Origin of the sequence: Stutzerimonas chloritidismutans AW-1 (genome assembly GCF_000495915.1) — a bacterium.
Taxonomy (GTDB): domain Bacteria; phylum Pseudomonadota; class Gammaproteobacteria; order Pseudomonadales; family Pseudomonadaceae; genus Stutzerimonas; species Stutzerimonas chloritidismutans.
This window is the reverse complement of sequence record NZ_AOFQ01000032.1, coordinates 155,712-179,613: the sequence shown is the minus strand read 5'-3', so window position 1 is coordinate 179,613 and position 23,902 is coordinate 155,712. Positions and strand designations below refer to the sequence as shown.

Genomic DNA, 23,902 nt, shown 5'->3' with positions numbered 1-23,902 from the left:
CCACGCCCCAAAAAACGAATTCTATGAATATGCCAACCTGGCGCGAATGGCTGTTTTCGGCCAAGGCGCTGATTGCCGCCCTGCTTGCGCTGTACATCGCTCTGGCGATACCGCTGGAAAACCCTTACTGGGCCATGGCCTCGGTTTACGTCGTGTCGCATCCGTTGTCCGGGGCGACACGTTCGAAGGCGATCTATCGCGCGCTGGGCACGCTGCTCGGTGCAGCCGCATCGGTCGTGCTTCTGCCGACGTTCGCTCAGCAACCGGTGATGTTGAGCCTGGCGATCTCGTTGTGGATCGGCGCCCTGCTCTTTCTCTCATTGCTGGACCGCTCGCCACGCAGCTACATCTTTCTACTCGCCGCCTATACGGTGCCGCTGATCAGTCTCGCCGAGGTCAATCACCCAGCGACCATCTTCGATGTCGCCCTGGCGCGTTCCGAGGAGATTCTGCTCGGTATCGTCTGCGCCAGCGTGGTGAACGCCGTGCTGTTTCCCAGCCGCATCGCGCCGACCCTCGCCGCGAAGATGCACCTGCTGTTGCGCGATGGGCGCGGTGCCGTCAGCCGGATGCTCAATACCCACCACCTGGGCGAAGCCGACCAGCGTGCGCTGAATGCGCTGCTGGTGGATGTGATGGGGTTGGACGCGATGATCAGCCATCTGAGCCACGACAGCGGCAGTCATCTCTCCACTGTCCATGCTCGCGAATTTCGCGCGCGTATGGCGATGTTGATGCCGCAGCTGACCTCCACCGCGGACTCGCTGCACCGGCTACAGGCTGAGCTACAGGGCTTGCTGCCGGAACTGGTGGATTACCTGCAGCAGGTGGATCGCTGGATTCAGTCCGATGCCGAGGCTGGGCACGGCGAGCATCTGCGCGAACGCAGCCTGCAGCTGGCAGCCTGGCTGGGCGACAGCCATCCGGCGCATGCCCTGGCGATCGACAGCGGTCTGCGCCAGCTACGCGCGTTGATCGACCTGTGGCAGGACTGCCTCGACCTCTACCAGCAGTTCCATGAGGGCCATCCCGAGGCGGCGCCGGCGCTGCGCTATCACGTACAGCAACTGGTCGGCGGGCCACGCCACTATGACTACGGCCTACTGGCATTCACCGCGGCTTCGGTAGCGCTGTCGGTGTTCTGCCTGAGCATGCTGTGGTTCGTTTCCGGTTGGGAGCACGGCTATAGCGGCGTGTTCATCGCCGCGGTGGCAGGCTGCTTCTTCGCCAGTCAGGACAATCCGGCGCCGTTCATCAAGTCGTTTCTGGTCGCCACGCTGATCTCCTCTACGGCCGCCGGCATCTACCTATTCGCGTTGCTGCCCAACGTGCACGATTTCGGCAGCCTGGCCATCCTGCTCGCCGTGCCGCTGCTGTTGCTTGGCACCCTCGCCGGTCGACCGCAACACGCCGGGACAGTGATCGTGATTGCGGTGCAGACGATCTCCAACATCACCCTTCAGGACAGCTACCGCGCCGATTTTCAGCTGTTTGCCGACATCGCTCTGTCCACTGCGCTGGGCGTGCTCTTCGCGTTCGTCTGGGCTCGCCTGACCCGGCCGTTCGGTACGCTCTGGGCTGCGCGGCGATTGGTACGCCACGGCTGGCTGAGCCTGGCGGCGCTGGCAGACCTGCGACGTTGGCGCAACGAAGCCGATGATGCCTCGAGTTTCATCGACCGTATCGCCCAGCTGCTGCCACGCCTGGCTCAGCTGGATGACGATCGCTTGGCGCTGAACGACGCCACGCGCGAGCTGCGCGTCGGTTTTCGCCTGCTGGAACTGCTTGAACTGCGGCCGGCACCCGCCATTGAGCAGAAGCTGGAGCCGGTGCTGGGCATGATCCGCGCGCATTTCCTTGCCTGCGCCACCGCGCGTAGCCAACTGCCGACACCAGAGCCCTTACGCGACACCCTCGAGGTCGCATTGCAGGATCTGCAGCGCGATGCTTCGCCCAGCGCACACCAGGCGGCGCAGGTGGTGCACGGCTTGCGACTGGCGCTTTTCGCCGACGCATCGGCCAGCGTGCGTGCCGCACCGGGAGGCCCGCCACCCGCAGCCGGCCTCTCCCCCGCTGGAGCGCACGCATGACCGGTCACCTCGATGTGTACGGCGTCTATGTGCCGGTCCTGCTGGTTGCCATGCTGGCCGCCTACGGCGTCAAGAGCCTGCTCGCCACCGTGCTGCAGCGCACCGGCTTCTACCGCTGGGTCTGGCATCCGCCGCTGTTCAACCTCGCCCTGTACATCATCGTGCTCGGGGCCCTGTTCAATCTCCTTCCCCGGATGTGAATCGTGAAGAAATGGATACCCGCCGCCGGCTCGGTGCTGCTGACCCTGCTGGCGGTCGTCATCGCCGTCGTCGTCAGCCTGCACCTGTGGGACTACTACATGGAGGCACCCTGGACCCGCGACGGCCACGTGCACGCCGACATCATTCAAGTCGCACCAGATGTTTCCGGGCTGGTGACCGAACTGCACGTGCGCGACAACCAGAAGGTCAGCCGCGGCCAGGTGCTGTTCGTGATCGACCGGGCACGCTTCGAACTGGCGGTCGACGAAGCCCGCGCCACAGTGCTCGAACGCCGCGCGCAGCTGGACCAGGCGCAACGCGAAGCCAGGCGTAATCGGGTGCTGAAAGACCTGATCGCCGCGGAAACCGTCGAGATCGGCGACACCCAGGTCAAGCGCGCCGCTGCCGCCCTGGCCACGGCTGAGGCCGCCCTCGGCGTGGCGCGTCTGGATCTCGAACGCACCACCGTGCTAAGCCCGGTGGATGGCTATCTCGGCGACCAGACGATGCGCGTGGGCGATTACGTAAAAACCGGTACGCCGGTGCTGTCGATCGTCGATACCGATTCACTGCGCGTCGAAGGCTACTTCGAAGAAACCAAGCTGCACGCCATCGAGATCGGGCAGCCGGTGGACATCCGCATCATGGGCGAAGCGCAGCATCTGCGCGGCCATGTGCAGAGCATCGCCGCAGGCATCGAGGATCGCGACCGTGTGCGCGGCAACTCGCTGCTGCCGAATATCGACCCGAGTTTCAACTGGGTGCGCCTGGCGCAGCGAATTCCGGTTCGCGTGGTGTTGGACGAAGGCCAGCAGAGCGACATCCGCCTGGTGGTCGGCCGTACGGCGACGCTGTCCGTGCTGCCGTGGTCGCGCGACACATCGGCGACGGTCAGCCAATGAGTCGCGCGGCATACGCACTGCCGTTCGCGCTGACTGCGCTGCTCGCCGCCTGCAGCGCGGTTGGCCCGGACTACCGCGTGCCAGACCAAGCCGTGGCGTTGCAGGCCGCTGCGCAGAAACCCTTCGATCTGGCCGGCAACGAACGGGTCGAACAGGCGCCGCTGCCGGACGACTGGTGGCAGCTCTATGACGACCCGACGCTCGATCAGCTGGTGAGTGAAGCCCTGATCGGCAATGCCGACGTGCGCCAGGCGTATCACAACCTGCGTCGCGCCTATGAGGGCTTCCAGATGGCGCACCACGCGCAGGAGGTCGTGGTCGGCGGCAACGGCTCGGTTGCACGCGGCCAGCTGTCCAGCGAAGCCCTCGCCCTGGAGGAAAAACTTCCAGTGATGAACCTCGCCGACGCCGGCCTCAGCGTGGGTTACCAGCTCGATCTGTTCGGTCAGCTGCATCGCGCCGCGGAAGCTGCGGGGGCCGATGCCGACGTCAGTGCGGCGCTGCTCGACACGGCCCGCATAACTGCTGTGGCCGGGGTGGTACGCAGCTACATGACAGCCTGTCATGCCAGCGAGGAGCTGACGATAGCGGAGCATTCACTGGCGATTCAGCAGCAACAGCTGGATGTCGCCGAGCGCCTGTTCGAGGGCGGTCGTGGCAACGAAGTCGATGTGTCTCGCGCCCACGCCCAGCTGGAGGCTCTGCGTGCCGAGCTGCCGCCATTCGAAGCGAAGAAGGCGGCCGCGTTGTATCAGCTCGCCGCCCTGCTCGGCCGCACGCCCGGAGCCCTTCCCGAGACGGTTACCGCCTGCAGTCACGCACCGCAGCTGCGCCAGGCGATTCCGTTGGGTGATGGCACCGCCCTGCTCAAGCGCCGCCCGGACATCCGTGCGGCCGAGCGCGCACTCGCCTCCGCTACGGCACAGATCGGCGTCGCCACGGCGATGATGTATCCGCAGGTCAGTATCGGCGCTGCGGCCGGTTACACCGGAATGCTCGAACACCTCGGTAATCCGGTAACCCGTCGCTGGGAATTCGGCCCGTCGATCAGCTGGCATTTTCCGACCCGGGTTGATCGCGCGCGCGTTAGCGCCACCGAGGCCGGAGCCGCTGCCGCCCTCGCCCGCTTCGACGGAGTTGTGCTCGACGCACTGCGGGAAACCCAGACCCTGCTCACGCACTACGCTCACGACCTGCATCGTGACCAAGCGCTGCGCGAAGCGCGCGATGCCGCGCGAGACGCCGCGGACCACACGCGCCGGTTGTATCAGGAAGGACGACTGGCCTATCTCGACAGCCTCGACGCCGAGCGCACCCTCGCAACGGCCGAAGCCGCCCTGGCGGCGTCCCAAGCCCAACTGTCGCAAGACCAGGTGAACCTGTTCCTCGCGCTGGGCGGCGGCTGGCAAGGCACGCAAACCGCATCGGCGCACGCTGAAAATCCATCGCCGGGCGTGCCTGGCCAATAACCCAGAGAGGCCTTACTCGATGGACATGCTGCAAGCGATGCGGGTATTCGTCCGGGTAGTCGACGCCGGCAGCTTCACCGCCGCGGCGAAGCTGGCCGACACGTCCACCGCGCAGGTTTCCCGCCTGGTGGCGGAGCTGGAGAACCACCTCCACGCGCGCCTGCTCAACCGCACCACACGGCGGTTGGCGCTGACCGAGGTCGGCGCACGTTTTCTCGAACGTTCGCGCGAGATCCTGGCGCAGCTGGACCAGGCACAGGAGGAAGCCTGCGGGGCCCATCTGACCCCGCGCGGGCGCCTGCGCGTGCACTCGACGACGGGTCTGGGCATCCAACTGCTGGCAGGGCTGGCCGGAAGATACGGTGAGCGCTACCCCGAAGTGAGCCTCGACCTGACCCTTTCGCAACACCAGCCCGATCTGCTGGAAGCCGGACTCGACGTCATCATCACGCTTTCCCGCGAGCTGCCTGATTCGGAGCTGATCGCCCAGCGCTTGGGCGAGGTTGGCAATGTGGTGTGCGCGGCACCCGGCTATCTCAAACAATATGGCGTACCGCAGCAACCGCGCGACCTGCAACAGCACCGCTGTCTGCGCCTGGCGGACCCGGTCTTCGCGGATGAATGGCGCTTCATCGCAGACGGTGCCGAAGACGTGATTCGCCCTGGCGAAGCGTTCAAGGTCAACGTGGCTGAAGCCATGGCCAGCGCGGCAGAAGCCGGCATGGGCATCTGCCTGCTGCCCGACTATGTCGCGGCTCCGGCCCTGCAGCGCGGCGCACTGCTGCGCCTCTTGCCCCGCTATCGTCTGCAGGAAAAGCAGATCCACGCGCTCTACCCGTCCCGGCGTTTTCTCGACGCGAAGATCAAGACCTGGGTCGACTTTCTCGCGCTGGAGCTGCCGCGCGCATTCACCAACTATCACCGCATCCTGCAGGACCCGGCCCATTGGGCCTGATCGATTGTTGCGCGGCGGGTAAAGGTGCTTCACCGCTGGCGCGGTTTTTCCCCACCTGGTCGCTCACTAAAATTGCCGGGTGGCAACGGACACTAGAAGCCAGTCCGCTCCTTCGCCGGTCGAGCGCTCCTTCGATCGGGCGTCCTGCCACCTTTTGGCTGCTTTCCCTCGTGGCAGCCTCGTTTATTTCCCGGCGTCTGCCATCCGGCAGGCGCTGCACGCAAGAAATGCCTGCCCTCGCGCCGTCGCAGCGACTTGGGCCCGCAGGCGCTCTGGAGGTTACCTGTGAACAAACTGATCTGGATTGCCGGCCTGGCACTCAGTGCCCAGCTGGCGTATGCCGCCGATGAACCCAAGGCCTATCAATATGGCGACAAGCTGGACATCGCCAAGGTCATATCGATGGACGTGCCTGCTGGCGGCTGCGAGGTCGTGACCGCCCGGATGACCTATGTGGATTCCAAGGGCGAAACCCACGAAACCACGTACCTGCGCCAGGGCCCGGATTGCCACGATTTCTGAGTCCGGCGCGAGCTGCTACAGCTAAGCGTACGTCGCTTGCAGCACTGGCACAGGCTGTGCGCGGCAGGTCAGGTGCGCGCCGGGATTCGGCAAGCGAACCAGTCGGTTTTGAATCGCGGTTCTGAAAGAGGCAGAACGGTTTCGGCTCTTTTACTGTCCGAGCCCCAGGCGCTCATTACATTCAGGACCGCATGACCATTTCGATTTCAACCTGTCGCACGGCATGCAGCCCTGCCGTTACCCGATCAGTTCCTGGCAACACCCGCCCATTCATGGCGGCAATCGTCGCAGTGGCGTTGCTCGGTCTTGCCGGTTGTGGAACCCAGCAGCCGACGACTCCGGCGCCCAAGCCGGAAGAAGTCCGGGCGAGGATCGCTCGCCTGATCCCCGCCAACATTCCCGATCGTCAGGGGTGGGCTCAGGACATCTACACAGCCTTCGATGCGCTGGATATCCCGCCGAACGATGAAAACATCTGCTCGGTCCTGGCCGTGACGGTGCAGGAATCGACATTCCAGGCAACCCCGCCCGTGCCCGGCCTGGCGAAGATCGCGCGAGAGGAAATCTACCGTCGTGCCGGCCGCCTGCACGTCCCGCGGTTCGTGGTGGATGCGGCGCTGGACGTGAAGTCGCCCAACGGCAAGACCTATAGCCAGCGTCTCGCGGCCGTGCGCACCGAAGAGCAGTTGAGTGCGATCTTCGATGACTTCCTCGGCATCATGCCGCTCGGCAAGCAGTTGTTCGGCACGCTCAACCCGGTCAAGACCGGCGGCCCGATGCAGGTCAGCATCGCCTTTGCCGAAGACCGCAGATGGACCTACCCCTATGAACGGGAAGGCTCGATCCGCGACGAAGTCTTCACGCGCCGCGGTGGCATGTATTTCGGCATCGCCCACCTGCTCGACTACCCGACCAGCTATCGTGAACCGCTGTACCGTTTCGCCGACTTCAATGCCGGCTGGTACGCCAGTCGCAACGCCGCGTTTCAGGCCGCGGTGAGCCGTGCCAGTGGCATCAAGCTGGCCCTCGACGGCGACCTGATCATTCACGGCAGCAGCAAGGCCGGCCAGACCGAGCGTGCAGTTCGCGCGCTGGCAGGCAAGCTGGAAATGAGCGATACGGCGATTCGCAACGCACTGGAGCGCGGTGACACCCATGGTTTCGAGAAAACCGACCTCTATGAAAAGGTCTTCGCACTGGCCGAAAAGCGCGCGGGTAAGCCGCTGCCTCGGGCGGTGCTGCCGGGAATCCGGCTGGAAAGCCCGAAGATCACCCGCAACCTGACCACCGCCTGGTTCGCCAACCGGGTCAATGACCGGCACCTCGCGTGCATGAAGCGCGCCCGCAACTAGTGAGAGCCTGCATAGCCGGCGACCGCTGCATGGCACCACAGTGAAATTGTCACTGGCCCAGGCCGTAGCGCGCATAACGAACGCTACGGCAACCGACCATTGCGAAACGTAGCGCGGCCGTCTGACGGCCGCGTCAATCCGGCTCAGCGCTGGGTGATCGACGTGCTGTTGCCAGTGCCGTTCTGGATGATGGCGGCGCTCGGCGGCGCGGCGAATTCCGTCAGTTGATTGAGCACCGCAATGTTGCCATCGCCGCTCTGGCTGATCGAAGCCGTGCCATAGGCGGCATGTTGCACCACATCGATCTCGTTGGCTGAACCGTTCTGCGCGATGTCGAGCACCGGACCGTCAAAACTCTGGTCAATGTTGACGCGATTGTCGTTGCCGGCCGAGGTCCCTCGAATCGTTCCGGTGCGCGTGCCCTGCCTCGCCGTCAGCTCGTTGCCGATTCCGTTCTGGCTAAAGGTTAGGTTGCTGAACCCCGCCCATTGCACCACTTGCGCACTGTTAGCGCTGCCGACCTGCGCCAGGTTGACCTCGCCCGTGTAGTAACGGCCACCCACCTGGGTAACCGCGGCCTCGTTGAAGGCGCCGTCCTGATCAACGGTGACTCCCCCGCCATAGGCGAACACGTTCTGGTCGATGGTGATCCGGTTGTCGCTGCCGACCTGCTGGGTAGTGGCGGTCGCAGCACCGTTCTGAGTGACTTCGGTGAGATTGTTCGTGCCGAATGTGCGACTTTCCAGCCCGTTGGCATAGAACAGCTGCTCGACCCGATGAGTGTTGCGTGCGCCCTGCTGGTGGATGGTCGCTTGGGAGCCGTTACCGTCGGCCTGCACGACTTCAGCGACATTCTCATCTCCCAGCTGTACGACCGCCGCCGAATGCCCGAAGTTATAATCGCTTGCCTGATACACCGTCGCCTGGTTGCCCATCCCCCATTGGAGGAGCTCCAACTGCGTGGGCTGTAGCGAGGTTTCGCCGCCGCCCTGCTCTACTCGCGAGAAGTTCGCATCCCCTTGCTGCAGCAATAAGGCCGAATTCGAGCCCCCACGCTGCTCGAGGATGACCTCGTTATCGTTTCCGGTCTGGGTGGTTACGGCCTGTGCCGAGGCCAAGCCTGGCAACGAGCCGAGCAGGAAACAGGCGATAAGCGGTTTATGCGCGAACATGCGGGGCACTCCTTTGAATATTGTTGTTGGCCGACAGCATGCTGGCTTTGTCTGGCGCCTCCCTCACCATTACCGCTCCCCTGAACGGGCCGATTGTTTGCCCGGTGGTGCCATCCGCCTATCGCCCTATCGATGTAGACCGACTAGCGTTTAGACGGACGGCGACTTAAGCCGGCATGCCCAGACGTTCGCGCATCTGCGCGGTGATGGTCTGCCTGACCCGCGTCATATCCGCCCAGGGATCGTCGTCGCCCAGTTCCTGCAGGCGCTCCAGCAGATTGCGTACGGTCCAGAGATTGGCGCCCTTGAGGTCCGCCAGTTCTTCGCGGTGGATCGGCACGGAAACCGGCAGGCCCTCGCGGGCACGCACCGAATAAGGGGCGACGGTACTGGCGCCACGGCTGTTGCGCAGGTAGTCGATGAAGATGCGTCCAACCCGGTTCTTCGGCCCGCTGACGGCGGAAAAATGCGACGGCAGCAGCTTTGCCAGGTACTTCGCGATGGCCTGACTGAAGGCCTTCACCTCACTCCAGCCGTGTACCGGATCGAGCGGTACGACGATGTGGATGCCTTTGCCCCCGCTGGTCTTGAGGAACGAGGTCAGGCCGATCTCGTCCAGCAGCGTCTGGGTCAGCTGAGTGGCTTCGAGCATGCTCTTCCAGGGCAGCGCCGGGTCCGGGTCGAGGTCGAGCACAAAGCGATCCGGATGCTCCAGTTCGGGCGCTACCGCGTTCCAGCAGTGCAGCTCGATGGTGCCCATCTGCGCGGCGCCGACCAGCGCTTCGGCGCTGTCGATCACCAGTAACGCACCGTGCTTCGGGTCTAGCGCCGGGTCGAGTTGAGTGATGTGCGGGATGGCCAGTTTGTCGGCGTGCTTCTGGAAGAACAGCTCGCCGGTGATGCCCTCCGGGGCGCGCACCAGGGCCAGCGGGCGTGCTCGCAGCTGCGGCAGGGCCCAGGGCGCGATCTGCGCGTAGAAGCTGGCCACTTCGATCTTGGTGATCCCGCTGCTGGGGTCGATGATCCGCTCGGGACTGGATATCTTGATCCGGCCGCTGCCGATAGCGTCTGTCTGCCGCTGCTCGGCTTTGCTGCTACGACTGGCGGACTTGGCCCGCTCATGGGTAATGGCGTCGGCGGATTTGTCCGAGCGCAGGCCATGGAACACCGAATGGCGGACCACGCCTTGGCGGGTCATCTCCGCGTAGGCAACCTCGCACATCAGTTCGGGTTTGAGCCATTGCGCGCCGCGCACATCAGCAGCAGGTGCCGCCTTGGCCAAAGGACTTTTGTCGGTTTCCAGCTTCTTCAATTGCTTGTGCAGACTTTTCAGCGTGGCCTGATTGAAGCCCGTGCCGACCTTGCCTGCATAGAGCAGCTTTCCACTGTCGTCATGCAGCCCAAGTAACAACGCGCCGAACCCGGTGCGCGTGCCCTTGGGCTCGGTGTAGCCGACGATGATGAATTCCTGCCGGTTGCTGCACTTGATCTTGACCCAGCTGCTGCTGCGCCTGGAGGTATAGGAGCTGCCCGCTCGCTTGCCGATCAGGCCTTCGAGCTTCATCTGGCAGGCACTTTCCAGAATGCTGTCCGGCTGCTCGGTGAAATCCTCGGAGAAACGCAGCAATTCGCTGTCGCTGCCTTCCAGCACCTCACGCAACGCCGCGCGACGCTGTTCCAGCGGCACATCGCGCAGGTCCATGCCGTTCAGATAGGGCACGTCGAACAGGTAATAAAGAATGCTCCCACTGCGTCCGGCTTCGAACGCGTTCTGCAATGCCTGGAAGTCCGGAGCGCCCTCCTCGTTCGGCACCACCACTTCGCCGTCGAGCCAGCCGGATTCAAGCCCGAGTCCGGCAAGCGCGGCCGCCTGCTGCGGCATCTTCGCCGTCCAGTCATGGCCGTTGCGGGTGAACAGCGCGACCTTGCCGGCGTCGATACGGGCGAGCATGCGGTAGCCGTCGAACTTGATCTCGTAGCGCCAGTCGCCGCTCGGCACGGCGTCCACCAGCGTCGCCAGCTGCGGCTTGAAGGTCTCCGGCAATTCGGCCGGGACGGCCCCTTCCAGCTTTACCGCGTCGCTCTTCTTGCGTGACGCTAGCTTTCTTGCCGGCGCCTTGACTGGGCTGGCCGGCGCTTCCGCAACGCGAGCCTTGGCCGGCCCGCGTTTGCGCGGGACCAGCGTGCGATCGCTGAGCACGCTGTTCGGCTCGGCGGTGACGACGTCGTACTCACCCTCCTCGCGCGCGGCCTCGTCACGGGACTTGATGAGGAACCACTGCTCCTTCTTGCCATCCATGTGGGTGCGCACCAGATTCCAGCTGCCGGCGAGCTTTTCGCCCTCGAGGCTGAACTTGAGCTTGCCCTTGCGATAGCCGTCTTGTGGATCACCCTGCGGTATCCACACGCCGCGATCCCAGACGATCACATCGCCCGCGCCGTAATGCCCGGCCGGAATGGAGCCCTCGAACGTGGCATATTCCAGCGGGTGATCCTCCACATGCACTGCCAGCCGGCGAACGCTCGGGTCAAGGCTGGGGCCCTTGGGGATCGCCCAGCTCTTCAGCGTGCCATCCAGCTCCAGGCGAAAGTCGTAATGCAACCGCGTGGCGTCGTGTTTCTGGATGCAGTACTGCAGGCTCTGGACCTTGCGTGACCTGCCGCGCGCCTTGCCCGACGGCTCGGGCGTGGCGGCAAAATCGCGCATGCGCTGGTATTCGTCGAGCGCCATGGCTGACCTCCGGCAATGTCCGGCGATTACTCAAGCTTGCCAGCGTCGGTGGAACTGTCGTCAGCCCCGCCGGGCGTCGAATGCCGGTTCGGGTCAGTGGATTTTTCCTCGCTTCCCGGCTGCGGCTCCACCAGCCGGCCATCTTCGGTCACGGTGCGTCCCTGATGGTCCTGGCGGGTTTCGACTTCCTCCTGCGGCGTCGGATTACCCATGGTGCTGGGGCGTGAACCGGTGTCGTCTCGCGGAGTACCAGCGGGAAACTGGGCCATGGCCGGTAGCGCAACCAGGCCGCTCAGGATCGCCGTAAGCATCGTTTTCTTCATCTCGGTTCTCCGCTGAGGACGACGTACTTAATTTGGTCATCCCCTACTGGTATGAAGTTCAGCAAGGACAGATCGAGCCGTCCGACGGGTTCCGACAAGCGGCACTGGCCGGAAACTGCCGTGTAGAGCAGTTGCCGGACTTAATCCGCCGGGTGGACAGATCGCCGCATTTACAACCGGACAAGCACTGCTACGGTTGAATGACGTCGGGAAAACCAGGGGTGCGCAGCGATCGCTTTACTGCGCTCAAGTCACCTTCCTACATAGGGAGGATTTATGAATACGCGTCTTCCGCTGTTCAAGATCGAAGCGATCCTGCACACCTACCTTCGCCCATTCCAGTGCGAATGCCGCGACGATTCCGACAACTCACTCCGCGTGCGCCTCTTTCAGGAATCGCCGGACGAGGAACTGACCGTTCTCGGCATTTCCTACGATCAGTGCCGCGATGCCGCCAATCTGGTGCGTCTGGCGCAGGAACTGCGCATTGAAATGTGCGTCACGCGTAGCTCGCTGCCCGCCGAAGGCAAACAGCTCAGTCACGTCGAATGAGCCTCGCTTAGCGAGGCGTGCGGACGATCCGGCTGCTGGCGGTCTGGCCGCGCGCCATGTATTTCAGGAATACGTCGTGGCCATAGCTGTGGCTGTGGGTGGCCTTCTGGCGGCCGAAGCGTTGCCAGGCGCGTTCATGGAAATAGAACACCAGGGTGTTGCACAGCGGCTCGATCAGCGCGACCGCCCCGCCGATCACCAGACTTCCGGTGAGGGCATAGACGACGATGAACGCTGTCGCGAAATGCAGCACAGCGAAGGTCAAGGTCTTGAGTAGCGGGCGTTGTCTCATTGCTAGCTTCCACCAGGCGCGCGACGGCGAGTGGTCACGGCATGGCTAATAAGTTGGAGGAGTAATACACCCGGCCGGAGGCAGCCGGGTGCCCGGGCTAGTCGCTTAGCGCTTGGCCTCGACATGCGGCTCGGCTGCACGAGTGAGATAGGCCTGGGTCAGCTCGGCCAGGTGGTCGCGTAGCCAGTCGGCCATGGCCACCTCCTCCACCAGGATGCGCTCGCACACTTCCTTGGTCTGCATGTCACCAACCGCTTCGGCAGCGGCGATGAGGATCTTGTAGGAGGCGATCTCGAGGTTCTCGAACACGTAGCCCATCTGCGCGCCCTTGACGATCTCGTCGTTGACCATCATGCCGCCCATGGCCTGCCCCATCGCCATCATCTTGCCGCCCAGGTCCTTGAGGCCGGAGTAGGACTTGTCATAGCGCTGCAGGCAGCCTTCGATCAGCTTGGCCTGGTTCTGGGTTTCGGTGATGTGCTGTTCGATCCGCGCCTTGAGTTCGGGGTAGTGCTCGATGCGGCTGGCCTGCTTGTTCAGCATGGTTTCGGCCTGCGCCTCCATCGCGTGCGCATCGCGCAGCCATTCGATCAGGCGTTCGGTACGGACGTCATTGCCGGTCTGTGCACTCTGCATGGTTCAACTCCAATCGGGTCAGAAAATCGGGTCGTGCTCTGCAACCCGCTTGGAATTTGTGAAACATCCCGCCCATAGGAGTTCCGCCCACCCGTCCGGCGCACTTCCCGGCTGCGCGCCCTGAACTTTCGCCGCCGGCTGTCTGTCTCTGCCCCAGACCTCTGGCCAACCGGAACGCCCGCTATCGAATTTCCAGCCTTTCTCCTGCAGTGGGATCACTACATCAGCCAGCCGGCACTGCGCACCATAGCCGCGGCGCTGTTCGTGGCGTTGGTCCTGAGTCTCTTCGGCCGGCTGCTGACGGCCCTGACGCTGCGCCTGGCGCGAGCCTTCCTGTTTACCCGGGAGCTGTCCGAGCAACTGGAAAAGCCCGTCCGGCTACTGTTGCCACTGGTAGGGGTGCAGGGCGTATGGACGTCTGCGCCGAACGATCTGCATTTCATCGACGCGGCACGGCATGTCACCACGCTGCTGATAATCGCCACCCTCACGTGGCTGGTGATGCGCTCGCTGCGTGGGCTGCAGCAGTTCATTCAGCTGCGCAATCCGGTGGATGTGGTCGACAACCTTCGCGCCCGCCAGATACAGACGCAATCACGTGTGCTGCTACGCACCCTGACCTTCTTTGTGCTGTTGATCGGCGCGGCGGCCATGCTGATGACCTTTCCCGGTGCCCGCCAGTTCGGTGCCAGCCTGCTTGCCTCGGCGGGCCTTGCGGGCCTGGCGGTGGGCTTTGCCGCGCGGCCCGTGCTGGCCAACCTCATCGCCGGCGTGCAGATCGCCATGACCCAGCCGATCCGCCTGGACGATGTGGTCATCGTCGAGAACGAATGGGGTCGCATCGAGGAAATCACCGGCACCTACGTCGTGGTGCGGATCTGGGATGACCGGCGGCTGATCGTGCCGTTGCAGCACTTCATCGAGAAACCGTTTCAGAACTGGACCCGTCGCGGTTCCAGCCTGATCGGCACGGTTTTCCTTTGGGCCGACTATTCGCTGCCACTGGAACCGCTGCGCGAGGAGCTGCGCCGGCTGTGCAAGGAAGTCCCCGAGCTGTGGGATGGTCGGGTCTGCGTCCTGCAGGTCACGGACACCAGCGAGAAATCCATTCAGCTGCGCGCCTTGGTGAGTTCGCCGGATTCGTCGCGCAACTGGGACCTGCGCTGCCACATTCGTGAAAGCCTGCTGAGTTTCATCCAGCGGCAATACCCGCATTCACTGCCGCAACTGCGCGCAGACCTCAGCGTCGGCCACAAGCCGCGCGTCGATACATCGCAGCCCGAGCATGTCGAACCGGAGCGCCAGCCACCGGTGTGACTAGTCGCCCTCGAGTCCCTCCAGCTTCTTCAGCAACTCGGCGTATTTAATCGGCAGCTGGGTGAGTCCGTGTCGCGCGGCCTGCTTGCGAATCGCGACCCGGTCGCCATCGAACTGCACCGTTTCGCTCACCACCACCTGCCGCTCGCCCCGCATCAGTGCATAGGCGTAGCACTGGGTGCCGCCCTCATCCTCCTGATCATTGTCCGCAACGCCGGTATTCGACACGGCGAGGGTGGCGACGCTGGCGTTCAGCGCACCAATGGCCATCTCACGTGCGACCTCCTCGCTGGTCAGGCCGAATCTCTCGATGGTTTCGAAGTCCACCCCGAGCAGGCGGTTCTTTGCCTTGGGCGAATAGACCACGAAGCCGCTGTCGAGCACCTGGCCGCATCCCGGAATGTCGCCCATCAGCGAAGCCATCAAACCGCAGGTGCAGGACTCCGCGGTGGTCAGCGTGAGTTCCTCGCGTTGCAGAAAGTCAACGACTCGTTCGATCTCTTGCATGTTTTTTGCTCCGACCATTCCAGGTTCAACGCCTTCACGACTCTGTATTCGGAGCAAGTTGGCTGGTTGCGAGTTCCGGCAGTGGTAGTTGATCGGGTTTTCAAGAACTTCTACCGCGACGCCGGGTCTGGTTTCTGGTAGGGCCAGTGAAGCCCCACCTGCCTTCGCGGCAGCTCCGAACTAGATTTCAGCCTGGTCGTGTTCATGGTATGTGACGGTCATCAGATCGTTGCATAGGAGAAATATGCTCGTAGCTGGCGCCGGCACCTGGAACGCCGGGGCTCTGGGGAGATCGTGATGAGTATTGCCGCTGTGAACGCCCTGCCTGTCGGACTACCGAAGGCGCAACCCGCCATACCCCTGGTTACTCGCCCTGCCCTGCAGATTCGCAGTAGCCACGATGACAAACGCAAGATTCTGTTCGTCACCTCCGAACTGACCGATCTGGTCAAGACCGGCGGGCTCGCCGACGTGTCGGCAGCACTGCCCCGGGCGTTGGGCGCACGCCACGATGTGCGCGTGCTGATCCCCGGCTATTCGCAGGTAATCAACAGCGGTCACGCCATCCGCACGGTCGGCTCGCTGGGCGGCTATGCCGAGATTCCCGGCTGCCGCATTGGCCGGATGGACATGCCCGACGGCCTGATCATCTATGTGCTGATCTGCCCGGAACTCTATGAGCGCGAAGGCTCGCCATACGGTGACGCCGATGGCAACGACTGGCCGGACAATCCGGTGCGTTTCGCTCGCCTCGGACTGGCCGCTGCGGAAATCGCCGCCGGTACGGCCTGCATCCGCTGGGCGCCCGAGCTGGTGCACGCCCACGACTGGCCAGCCGGTCTGGCGCCCGCCTACATGCACTGGCGCGGGTTGAACACACCCAGCGTCTTCACCATTCATAACCTCGCCTACCAGGGCAACATCGACATGGCGCAGCGGCGCCTGCTGGGAATCCCCGCCGAGGCCTGCGACCCGGAGCGCATGGAGTTCTACGGCAAGCTGTCCCTGCTCAAGGCCGGGATCGCCTATGCCAACCGTGTGACCACGGTGAGCGCTACCTACGCCGAGGAAATCACCACGCCGGAGTTCGGTTGCGGCATGGAAGGCTTTCTCAGCATGAAAGCCCGCCAGGGTCTGCTCAGCGGTCTGCTCAACGGCATTGACGAAAGCTGGGAGCCAGAAAGCGATCCCTATCTGGTGAAGGGTTTCAGTGCGCGTAACTGGGCAGGCAAAGAGGCCAATGCCGCGTATATCCGCGATTCGTTCGGTCTCGAGCAGTGCCATGCACCGCTGTTCGCCGTGGTGTCGCGCCTGGTGCACCAGAAAGGTGTCGACCTGACCCTCGGCGTGGCCCATGCCATCGTCGAAGGCGGCGGCCAGCTGGCGATACTCGGCCAGGGCGATCACCAGATCGAGCATCAGGTTCGCCAGCTCGCCGCCCAGTACCCCGGCCGTGTCGCGGCCCACATCGGCTTCAACGAAACCGATGCGCGCCGCCTGTTCGCCGGCAGCGATTTTCTGCTGATGCCCTCGCGCTACGAGCCGTGCGGCCTCAGCCAGATGTATGCCCAACGCTATGCCTCATTGCCCGTTGCACGTCGCACCGGCGGGCTGGCCGACTCCATCGATGACGGCATCACCGGGTTCCTGTTCAACGAATCCAATGTCAGCAGCTACCGGCAGGCCGTCCAGCGGGCGCTGGCGATCCATCAGCATCCTCAGCTGCTGGCCGCCATGCGTTGCCGGGCGATGGGGGCCGGCTTTTTCTGGCGTCACGCCATCGAACCCTATGACGCGCTGTACCGGAAACTGCTCGGAGAGCGCCGCGAGGTTCGTCTTTTAATCTGAAGAGGTCGTTCAATGCAGAAGCAGCGTGCCCATATCGGGCATCACGGGCCGGAGTTGCTGGAAGACGGGACCACCCGCTTCCGACTCTGGGCGCCCGATGCGCAAAACGTCAGTCTGATCGTTGTAGGCGCACAAACGCTGCCGATGACCGCCACTGAAGAAGGCTGGTACAGCATCGATGCCCCTTACGGGGCCGGTACGCTCTACCGGTTTCTCATCGACGACGAACTGCATGTGCCCGACCCCGCCTCGCGGGCGCAGGCGGGTGACGTGCATGCGCCGAGCCTGGTGGTCGACACCCATGACAACTATCTGTGGCGCAACAGCAGCTGGCTCGGTCGCCCCTGGCACGAGACGGTGCTGTACGAAACCCATGTCGGTCTGTATGGCGGTTTCGCCGAGATGGAAAAGCACCTCGCCGGGCTTGCCGAACTCGGCGTGACGGCCATCGAACTGATGCCGATCTCCGAGTTTCCCGGCGACCGCAACTGGGGCTACGACGGCGTTCTGCCCTACGCGCCGGAAGCGGCCTACGGCAGTCCGGAAGAGCTCAAGCATCTGATCGATACCGCCCACGGCCTCGGCCTGATGGTGTTTCTCGATGTGGTCTACAACCACTTCGGCCCGGACGGCAATTACCTCGGCCGCTACGCCAAACACTTCTTTCGCCACGACCAGCAGACGCCCTGGGGCGATGGCATCGATTTCCGCCGCCGCGAAGTCCGCGACTTCTTCATCGACAACGCGCTGATGTGGCTGATGGACTACCGCTTCGACGGGCTGCGCTTCGATGCCGTGCATGCCATTCCCGACCGCAGCTTCCTCACCGAACTGGCCGAGCGCGTGCACACCACCGTGGAACCCGGTCGCCATGTGCATCTGGTGCTGGAGAACGAGGACAATCGCTCCAGCCTGCTGACCCAGGGCTTCACCGCGCAGTGGAACGATGACGGCCACAATGTGCTGCATGCGCTGCTCACCGACGAAAGCCAGGGCTATTACGCCGACTATCACCAGGACGCGACCAGCAAACTGGCGCGCTTTCTTGGCGAAGGCTTCGTCTATCAGGGGCAGAACAACCGCCGTGGCGAATCCCGTGGCGAGCCCAGCGCGCACCTGTCACCGACCTCGTTCGTGCTGTTCCTGCAGAACCATGACCAGACCGGCAACCGCGCCTTTGGCGATCGCCTGGTTACGCTGGCCGATGCCGACGCGCTCAGGGCTGCCACCGTCGTCCTGCTGCTTTCCCCCATGGTCCCGCTGCTGTTCATGGGCGAGGAATGGGGCTCGCGACAGCCTTTCCTGTTCTTCACCAGCCATCACGGCGAGCTGGCCGATGCAGTGCGTGAAGGCCGCCGCAACGAATTCGCCGAGTTTTCCGAGTTCGCCGACGAAGCCACCCGCGAGCGCATTCCCGATCCCAACGCCGTATCCACGTTCGAGCAGTCGCGGCCGGACTTCGGTGCACAAACGCAACCTGGGCACGCCGAGTGGCATGCGCTGTACCGCCAGCTGCTGAGCATCCGCCATGCCGAGATCGTGCCGCGCCTGCCCGGTAGCGCCTTCCTCGGTTGCAGCGTGCTGGGCGATGCCGCTGTGCTTGCACGCTGGCAGCTGGGTGATGGCAGTCAGCTGCGCCTTGAGCTGAACCTAGGCGAACAAGCCGCTCTACTGCCCGCCTCGTCTAGCGCCGCGCAGCTGCTGTTCGCCAGCCGCGCCTTGGATGCCACGCTCGACCAATTGCCGCCTCGTATGGCCAAGCTGTATCTGGAGAAAGCCAAATGAGCGACGAATCCCTGATCCGCCTGGCGGAAGCCGCCGGGCTCTCCATCGACTGGGTCGATGCCGACAACCGCGAACAACGGGTCGAGCCGGCCGTACTGCGCGACGTGCTGACCTGCCTCGGGCTGGCGGCGGAAACCGATGCAGATATCGAAGCCAGCCTCGAGATTCTCGCGCACAAGAACAACCACGGCGGCGTGCCGCCGCTGCTGACCTGCGATCAGCACGCTGCACTGGACCTTTCCGCCTACTTTCCGGCGACCAGTCGTTTCGAGTTGCAGGCAGAAGATGGCGGTGTTCAGAAGGGCACGCTCGACAACCAGGCACGCCTGCCAGCCATCGACACGCCCGGCTACTACCGGCTGACCATCGACAAGTATCAGCTGACCGTGGCTATCGCCCCGCTCTCCTGCCCCACAGTCGCCGAAATCGCCGGGGCGGACGCCTGGGGCCTGACGGTGCAGTTATACGGGCTGCGCCGCGCGGACGATGGTGGTCTGGGCGACACCCAGGCACTGGAGGCGCTGGTCAGCAACGCCGCTGCCCACGGAGCCGATGCGCTTGGAATCAGCCCGGTGCACGCCATGTTCGGCGCGCATATCGACCAGTACAGCCCTTACTCGCCGTCGAGCCGGCTGTTCTTCAATGTGCTGCACGCCGCGCCCGGGTCGATCCTTGGTGAGCGGCCGTTGCGCCAAGCCATCGAGACTTGCGGGTTAGGCGAGGAATTGAAACGGCTCGAGCGCCTGGAGCTGATCGACTGGCCGGCCGTGGCGCAATCGCGGCATCGCCTGTTGCGGCAGCTGTTCGACGACTTCAGCAAGGGTGGCAACGCCCTGCAGGTGGATTTCGACAGCTTCCGCGCGAGCGGTGGCGAGGCGTTGGAAAACCACTGCCGCTTCGAAGCCCTGCACACTCATTTGCGTGACGCAGACGGTCACACGCAGCACTGGAACGACTGGCCGAGCGAATACCGCGATCCCTCCAGCCCGGCCGTTGAGGCCTTTGCCCGCGAACATGCCGATGAGGTGAGTTACCACGCCTTTGGCCAGTGGTTGATGGCCCGCGGCCTGGAACGTGCCCAGGTCGCCGCGCGCAGCGCCGGTATGCGCATCGGGTTGATTTCCGACCTCGCCGTCGGCGCCGATGGCGGCGGCAGTCAGGCCTGGAGCCGCCAGGCCGAGCTGTTGGCATCGCTGAGTGTTGGCGCGCCGCCGGACATCATGAATCGCGATGGCCAGAACTGGGGCATTTCCGCTTTCTCGCCCTGGGGCCTGCGGCAGAACGGCTTTCGCGCCTATATCGAAATGCTGCGGGCCAACCTCGCCCATGCCGGCGGCATGCGTATCGACCACGTGCTGGGCCTGAAGCGTCTCTGGGTTGTACCCGCCGGTGCCGACCCGAAGCGCGGCGTGTACCTCAACTTCCCCTTCGACGACATGCTGCGCCTGCTCTGCCTCGAGGCCTGGCGCCACCAGGCGGTGATCCTCGGCGAAGACCTCGGCACCATTCCCCACGGCCTGCGTGACGTACTCGCGGCACGGGGAATCCTCGGTATGCGGGTGCTGCTCTTCGAACAGCACGACGGCCATTTCCAGACCCCTGCCCAGTACCCGGCGCAGGCGCTGGCAACCAGTACCACTCACGATATCCCGACCCTGACGGGCTGGTGGCACGGTCACGATATCGACTGGCGCATCAAGGTCGGCCAGGTGCCCGAATCGGACCGTGATGCCCAGTGGCAAGCGCGTGAGAAAGAACGCGCAGGGCTGAATCGCGCATTGTGTGAGTACAGCGGCAAGAACCCGGACGTGCTGCTGAACGCCGAGGAGGCGGTCGATGCCGCCATTTGCTTCCTGGCGCACACCCCCGCGCCGCTGGTACTGGTTCCGGTGGAAGATGCGCTCGGTCTGGAAGAACAGACCAACATGCCCGGCATCGTCGAAACCCATCCCAACTGGCGTCGCCGTTATCCCGGCGACAGTGCAACATTGCTCGACAGCCCGGCCAGTAGCCGTCGGCTGGCGTCCTTTGCGCAGGCCCGTCGTAACCATCGTGGAGCTGCGCATCGATGAAAGACCTAACCGCAACCCTGAGATTGCAGTTTCACCGCGACTTCACCCTCGACGACGCTACCGCGCTGGTCGACTACTTCGCGGAACTCGGCATCAGCCACATCTATGCGTCCCCATTGCTGACCGCCCGCCCCGGCTCCATGCACGGCTATGACGTGATCGACCCGACCCGCATCAACCCTGAACTGGGCGGCGAACCGGCGTTGCAGCGTCTGGTGGAGGCCCTGCGCGGCAAGGGCATGGGGCTCATCCTCGATATCGTCTCCAACCACATGGCGGTCGGTGGCTCGGGCAACGCCTGGTGGCTGGACGTACTCGAGTGGGGCCGCCGCAGCCCGTACGCGCAGTTCTTCGACATCGAGTGGAATTCGCCGGACCCCCTGCTCGAAGGCCAGTTGTTGGTGCCCTTCCTTGGCAGCGACTACGGCGAGGCGCTGCAGCAGGGCACCGTGAAGCTGCGCCTGGACGTTGATAACGGCTCGCTGTACGCCGAGCATTACGAGCACCGTTTTCCGATCACCCCGCCGAGCTACGGCGAGGTGTTGCGTGCCGCCGATCATCCGCAGCTGCGTACCCTGGCGCAGCACTTCGATGCCCTGAAGACCGAGCCCGCGCCGTACCAGGCCGCTCGCTTGCTACGCACCGAGCTCGCCGAGCAGCTCCAGGACGCCAGCACCCGCCAGGCGCTGGAGCAGGCGCTCAACTGCTACGACTCCACTACCGATGACGGCTTCCGCCGCCTGCACAGCCTGCTGGAACGTCAGAACTATCGTCTGGCCAGCTGGCGGACCGCGGGTGACGACATCAACTGGCGGCGCTTCTTCGACATCAATGAGCTGGGCGGCCTGCGCGTCGAACGTCCGGTGGTGTTCGAGGAAACCCACGCCAAGATTTTCGAGCTGATCGGCGATGGCCTGGTCGACGGCCTGCGCATCGACCATATCGACGGGCTAGCCGACCCGCGCGGCTATTGCCGACGCCTGCGCCGGCGTGTCGATCGGCTGAATGCCGGGCGCCCGCAGGACGCGGTGCAGGATCACGTGCCGATCTACGTCGAGAAGATTCTCGCCGGTGGCGAGCGGCTGCATGACGACTGGGGCGTGGACGGCACCACCGGTTACGAATTCATGAATCAGGTGTCGCTGCTGCAACATGACCCGGCTGGCGAATCACTTCTGTGCTCCTTGTGGAGCGAGACCAGCGGACGCACCACCGATTTTATGGAAGAGGCTCGCCAGGCTCGCCAGCTGGTGCTGACCGGCCCGCTGGCGGGCGACTTCGAAACCGTCGCCCTGTCGCTTTTGCAGGTCGCCCGCGGCGACGTGATGACCCGCGACATCACCCTCGGCGCGATTCGCCGCGCGCTGCTGGAGCTGATCATTCACTTCCCGGTGTATCGCACCTACATTGCCGCGCCGGGCCGCCGCGAGGCCGATGAACCGTTCTTCCAGCAGGCGCTGGACGGCGCGAAGACGACCTTGAGCGAAGCCGACTGGCCGTTGCTCGAGCATCTGCAGCGCTGGCTCGGCGGTGAAAGTCTGCGGCAACTGCCGCGTAGCCTGCGCAAGATTCGTCGCTACGCCTGCACACGCTTCCAGCAGCTGACCTCACCGGCTGCGGCAAAGGCCGTGGAGGATACCGCCTGCTACCGCTCCGGCATTCTGCTGTCGCGCAACGATGTCGGCTTCGACCCACAGCACTTCAGCGCGCCATTGCAGGCATTCCACGACGAGTGCCTGCAACGCGCCGAGCACTTCCCGCGCAACATGCTGACCACCGCGACCCACGACCATAAGCGTGGCGAAGATACCCGCGCGCGCATCGCTGTGATCAGCGAGCGCGCCGAATGGTTTGCCGGCAAGGTGCGGCGCTGGCGCGAGATGAGTGCCAGCCACATCCAGCAGCTTGGCGACGGTGCGGCGCCCTCGCCCGGCGATGAGCTGATGCTGTTCCAGATCCTGCTCGGCAGCTGGCCGCTGGAGCTGCGGGCCGACGACAAGGCTGCGATGGAGCAGTACTGCACACGCATCCTGCAATGGCAGGAGAAAGCCCTGCGCGAGGCCAAGCTGCGCACCACCTGGAGCGACCCCAACAGCGATTACGAAAGCGCCTGCCGCCAGCACGTCGAGTACCTGCTACTCACCGACGAAGGTGCACCATTACGGGACGAAATCGCTGCGGCCGCTGCCGAACTGGCCCCTGCCGGTGCGTTGAACAGCCTTGTGCAAAGCCTGCTGCGCATGACCACCCCTGGCGTGCCTGACCTCTATCAGGGTGCCGAGTACTGGGACTTCAGTCTGGTCGATCCCGACAACCGGCGGCCGGTGGACTTCACTGCACGGCAGCACAGCCTCGCCAGCGCGGCCTCGCTCGATGAGCTGCTGCAAAGCTGGCACGACGGTCGCATCAAGCAAGCTGTGATCCGCCGCACACTGCAGCTGCGTCGACGCCACCCGCAGCTGTTCAGCGAAGGCCGCTATCTGCCGCTAGCGGTTTCTGGCGAGCAGGCCGAGCAGCTGCTGGTCTTTGCCCGCGAGCTGGAAGGCGAGTGGGTGGTAGTCGTCGTACCGCGGCTGGCAGCGGATCTGCTGGGGGATCGTGGAGTACCGAGCATTCCGGCACAGCGCTGGGGCGACACCCGGATCACACTGCCCGAGGCGCTAAACGGTAGTGAATTCGAGCGACTTTTCGACGGAGCGACAGTCTCATCCCAACAAGCCAGCCTAGAGGTTGCGCGCGTTCTGGACGGACTATCGGTGGCCGTCCTGCATACGTCTATGACCGCAAATGGAGAATCCCAACAATGAGTTCAGAAGAGCAACGTATCCGCGAGTTCGCTTATCAGATCTGGCAATCCGAGGGTTGCCCGGAAGGGGAAGATGAGCGCCATTGGGCAATGGCGCGCAAGCTGGTCGAGGCCGAATACGGCGCTGCCGATGCCAAGCCCGCCAGTCGTCCACGCAAGACCGCTACCAAACCCACCGACGCCACGCCAAAAGCCAAGACCAAAGCCAAGGACGTGAAGGATTCGAAGGACGCGCCAGCTGCCAAGCCCCGCGCGAGCCGTGCCGCACCCAAGGCTGGCACCGATGCCAAGGCCGGTACACCCGAAACCATCAAGAAAACACGCACCCCGCGCGCGAAGAAGGAAAGCTGACCGGCGGCAGGCATCTTGT

At 64.1% G+C, this 23,902-nt stretch carries 20 protein-coding genes; 14 read left to right on the top strand and 6 right to left on the bottom strand.

The window, feature by feature from the left end; translation table 11 throughout:
- Positions 1-23 precede the first annotated feature (23 nt).
- From F753_RS36620 to F753_RS36590, 7 genes are all read left to right on the top strand, one after another.
- The gene (locus F753_RS36620) at positions 24-2,090 is read left to right on the top strand and encodes an FUSC family protein (RefSeq protein WP_023445387.1); all 2,067 of its coding nucleotides are present in this window, start codon (positions 24-26) and stop codon (positions 2,088-2,090) included.
- Positions 2,087-2,290 (top strand): DUF1656 domain-containing protein, encoded by a 204-nt coding sequence (locus F753_RS36615; RefSeq protein ID WP_003300280.1) that lies wholly within the window; start codon positions 2,087-2,089, stop codon positions 2,288-2,290. The genes F753_RS36620 and F753_RS36615 overlap by 4 nt, the downstream gene beginning before the upstream one ends.
- A 3-nt stretch (positions 2,291-2,293) precedes the next feature.
- On the top strand, positions 2,294-3,193 hold the full coding sequence (locus F753_RS36610; RefSeq protein WP_023445386.1) for an efflux RND transporter periplasmic adaptor subunit: 900 nt from the start codon (positions 2,294-2,296) through the stop codon (positions 3,191-3,193).
- A complete protein-coding gene (locus F753_RS36605) occupies positions 3,190-4,662 on the top strand; it encodes an efflux transporter outer membrane subunit (RefSeq protein ID WP_023445385.1) in 1,473 nt (490 codons plus the stop codon). The genes F753_RS36610 and F753_RS36605 overlap by 4 nt, the downstream gene beginning before the upstream one ends.
- 19 nt (positions 4,663-4,681) lie before the next feature.
- Positions 4,682-5,617 carry a LysR family transcriptional regulator gene (locus F753_RS36600; protein WP_023445384.1) on the top strand — a complete coding sequence of 312 codons (936 nt, stop codon included), beginning with the start codon at positions 4,682-4,684 and terminating at the stop codon, positions 5,615-5,617.
- 285 nt (positions 5,618-5,902) lie between these two features.
- Positions 5,903-6,139, top strand: a complete 237-nt coding sequence (locus F753_RS36595; protein ID WP_014820223.1) for a DUF2790 domain-containing protein — start codon at positions 5,903-5,905, stop codon at positions 6,137-6,139.
- Positions 6,140-6,411: 272 nt separating this feature from the next.
- Positions 6,412-7,491 (top strand): DUF1615 domain-containing protein, encoded by a 1,080-nt coding sequence (locus tag F753_RS36590; protein WP_023445383.1) that lies wholly within the window; start codon positions 6,412-6,414, stop codon positions 7,489-7,491.
- Between the two features lie 143 nt (positions 7,492-7,634).
- Here F753_RS36590 and F753_RS36585 read toward each other — a convergent pair whose 3' ends face one another.
- The 3 genes from F753_RS36585 to F753_RS36575 form a co-directional block, all read right to left on the bottom strand.
- Positions 7,635-8,663, bottom strand: a complete 1,029-nt coding sequence (locus F753_RS36585; protein ID WP_023445382.1) for a hypothetical protein — start codon at positions 8,661-8,663, stop codon at positions 7,635-7,637.
- Positions 8,664-8,829: 166 nt separating this feature from the next.
- Complete coding sequence (gene ligD, locus F753_RS36580; RefSeq protein ID WP_023445381.1) at positions 8,830-11,394, bottom strand: DNA ligase D; 2,565 nt, start codon at positions 11,392-11,394, stop codon at positions 8,830-8,832.
- A 26-nt stretch (positions 11,395-11,420) separates the two neighbouring features.
- Positions 11,421-11,717: a hypothetical protein gene (locus tag F753_RS36575; protein WP_023445380.1), complete on the bottom strand. Its 297-nt coding sequence runs from the start codon at positions 11,715-11,717 to the stop codon at positions 11,421-11,423.
- Positions 11,718-11,993: 276 nt separating this feature from the next.
- Between F753_RS36575 and F753_RS36570 the strand changes: the two genes are divergently transcribed.
- The gene (locus tag F753_RS36570; protein WP_014820219.1) at positions 11,994-12,269 is read left to right on the top strand and encodes a DUF1652 domain-containing protein; all 276 of its coding nucleotides are present in this window, start codon (positions 11,994-11,996) and stop codon (positions 12,267-12,269) included.
- 7 nt (positions 12,270-12,276) lie between these two features.
- Here the strand turns inward: F753_RS36570 and F753_RS36565 are convergent, their stop codons facing one another.
- A complete protein-coding gene (locus F753_RS36565; RefSeq protein ID WP_023445379.1) occupies positions 12,277-12,561 on the bottom strand; it encodes a DUF2061 domain-containing protein in 285 nt (94 codons plus the stop codon).
- A 105-nt stretch (positions 12,562-12,666) separates the two neighbouring features.
- The gene (locus tag F753_RS36560) at positions 12,667-13,197 is read right to left on the bottom strand and encodes a ferritin-like domain-containing protein (RefSeq protein ID WP_023445378.1); all 531 of its coding nucleotides are present in this window, start codon (positions 13,195-13,197) and stop codon (positions 12,667-12,669) included.
- Positions 13,198-13,401: 204 nt separating this feature from the next.
- Between F753_RS36560 and F753_RS36555 the strand changes: the two genes are divergently transcribed.
- Entirely contained in the window at positions 13,402-14,514 is a 1,113-nt protein-coding gene (locus F753_RS36555; RefSeq protein ID WP_031297667.1) for a mechanosensitive ion channel family protein, read from the top strand.
- On the opposite strand, the gene F753_RS36550 is transcribed toward F753_RS36555, so the two are convergent.
- Complete coding sequence (locus F753_RS36550; protein WP_023445376.1) at positions 14,515-15,021, bottom strand: CinA family protein; 507 nt, start codon at positions 15,019-15,021, stop codon at positions 14,515-14,517.
- 297 nt (positions 15,022-15,318) lie between these two features.
- On the opposite strand from F753_RS36550, the gene glgA reads away from it, so the two are divergent.
- The 5 genes from glgA to F753_RS36525 are packed head-to-tail and all read left to right on the top strand — an operon-like array spanning position 15,319 to position 23,883.
- Positions 15,319-16,869, top strand: coding sequence for a glycogen synthase GlgA (gene glgA, locus F753_RS36545; RefSeq protein ID WP_023445375.1), 1,551 nt, complete (start codon positions 15,319-15,321; stop codon positions 16,867-16,869).
- 12 nt (positions 16,870-16,881) lie between these two features.
- Entirely contained in the window at positions 16,882-18,654 is a 1,773-nt protein-coding gene (gene treZ / locus F753_RS36540) for a malto-oligosyltrehalose trehalohydrolase (RefSeq protein ID WP_023445374.1), read from the top strand.
- Positions 18,651-20,726 (top strand): 4-alpha-glucanotransferase, encoded by a 2,076-nt coding sequence (malQ, locus tag F753_RS36535; protein ID WP_023445373.1) that lies wholly within the window; start codon positions 18,651-18,653, stop codon positions 20,724-20,726. The genes treZ and malQ overlap by 4 nt, the downstream gene beginning before the upstream one ends.
- Complete coding sequence (locus tag F753_RS36530; RefSeq protein WP_023445372.1) at positions 20,723-23,533, top strand: malto-oligosyltrehalose synthase; 2,811 nt, start codon at positions 20,723-20,725, stop codon at positions 23,531-23,533. The genes malQ and F753_RS36530 overlap by 4 nt, the downstream gene beginning before the upstream one ends.
- Positions 23,530-23,883 (top strand): DUF2934 domain-containing protein, encoded by a 354-nt coding sequence (locus tag F753_RS36525; RefSeq protein ID WP_023445371.1) that lies wholly within the window; start codon positions 23,530-23,532, stop codon positions 23,881-23,883. Before F753_RS36530 ends, F753_RS36525 begins: the two co-directional genes overlap by 4 nt.
- The last annotated feature ends 19 nt before the right edge of the window (positions 23,884-23,902 follow it).

What these genes read in the sequence shown, in the direction of transcription:
- F753_RS36620 (WP_023445387.1), top strand. Translation starts at nt 24, where the DNA reads ATGAATATGCCAACCTGGCGCGAATGGCTGTTTTCGGCCAAGGCGCTG.
- F753_RS36615 (WP_003300280.1), top strand. Translation starts at nt 2,087, where the DNA reads ATGACCGGTCACCTCGATGTGTACGGCGTCTATGTGCCGGTCCTGCTG.
- F753_RS36605 (WP_023445385.1), top strand. Translation starts at nt 3,190, where the DNA reads ATGAGTCGCGCGGCATACGCACTGCCGTTCGCGCTGACTGCGCTGCTC.
- F753_RS36600 (WP_023445384.1), top strand. Translation starts at nt 4,682, where the DNA reads ATGGACATGCTGCAAGCGATGCGGGTATTCGTCCGGGTAGTCGACGCC.
- F753_RS36590 (WP_023445383.1), top strand. Translation starts at nt 6,412, where the DNA reads ATGGCGGCAATCGTCGCAGTGGCGTTGCTCGGTCTTGCCGGTTGTGGA.
- F753_RS36585 (WP_023445382.1), bottom strand. Translation starts at nt 8,663, where the DNA reads ATGTTCGCGCATAAACCGCTTATCGCCTGTTTCCTGCTCGGCTCGTTG.
- ligD (WP_023445381.1), bottom strand. Translation starts at nt 11,394, where the DNA reads ATGGCGCTCGACGAATACCAGCGCATGCGCGATTTTGCCGCCACGCCC.
- F753_RS36575 (WP_023445380.1), bottom strand. Translation starts at nt 11,717, where the DNA reads ATGAAGAAAACGATGCTTACGGCGATCCTGAGCGGCCTGGTTGCGCTA.
- F753_RS36570 (WP_014820219.1), top strand. Translation starts at nt 11,994, where the DNA reads ATGAATACGCGTCTTCCGCTGTTCAAGATCGAAGCGATCCTGCACACC.
- F753_RS36565 (WP_023445379.1), bottom strand. Translation starts at nt 12,561, where the DNA reads ATGAGACAACGCCCGCTACTCAAGACCTTGACCTTCGCTGTGCTGCAT.
- F753_RS36560 (WP_023445378.1), bottom strand. Translation starts at nt 13,197, where the DNA reads ATGCAGAGTGCACAGACCGGCAATGACGTCCGTACCGAACGCCTGATC.
- F753_RS36550 (WP_023445376.1), bottom strand. Translation starts at nt 15,021, where the DNA reads ATGCAAGAGATCGAACGAGTCGTTGACTTTCTGCAACGCGAGGAACTC.
- glgA (WP_023445375.1), top strand. Translation starts at nt 15,319, where the DNA reads ATGAGTATTGCCGCTGTGAACGCCCTGCCTGTCGGACTACCGAAGGCG.
- treZ (WP_023445374.1), top strand. Translation starts at nt 16,882, where the DNA reads ATGCAGAAGCAGCGTGCCCATATCGGGCATCACGGGCCGGAGTTGCTG.
- malQ (WP_023445373.1), top strand. Translation starts at nt 18,651, where the DNA reads ATGAGCGACGAATCCCTGATCCGCCTGGCGGAAGCCGCCGGGCTCTCC.
- F753_RS36530 (WP_023445372.1), top strand. Translation starts at nt 20,723, where the DNA reads ATGAAAGACCTAACCGCAACCCTGAGATTGCAGTTTCACCGCGACTTC.
- F753_RS36525 (WP_023445371.1), top strand. Translation starts at nt 23,530, where the DNA reads ATGAGTTCAGAAGAGCAACGTATCCGCGAGTTCGCTTATCAGATCTGG.